The 230-nt window shown below is 37.4% G+C and carries 1 protein-coding gene; it reads left to right on the top strand.

What is annotated here, in order from left to right:
- The coding region (locus Q3V31_RS30905; RefSeq protein ID WP_329767709.1) for a Cna B-type domain-containing protein at positions 1–230 on the top strand (230 nt) is incomplete at both ends.

Below are 230 nucleotides of genomic sequence, written 5' to 3'. Positions count from 1 at the left end.
ATGAAACAAAAGTAGAAGGAACAACGATTACGAACACTTACAAGAATACGGACAAAACAGAACTAAGTGGTAAAAAAGTCTGGGAAGACTACAACAACAAGTTCAACACACGCCCAGAAAGCATCACAGTTCAATTGCTTCAAAATGGTAAAGAGTTCAAAACAGAAGAAGTGAAAGCTGATAAAGAAGGCAACTGGAATTTCAGCTTCAAAGACCTACCAAAGTACGAT

It is taken from the genome of Bacillus nitratireducens (genome assembly GCF_036320425.1).
Lineage (GTDB): Bacteria > Bacillota > Bacilli > Bacillales > Bacillaceae_G > Bacillus_A > Bacillus_A nitratireducens.
The sequence above is the reverse complement of the archived record's forward strand: the minus strand, read 5'-3'. Positions and strand labels throughout refer to the sequence as shown.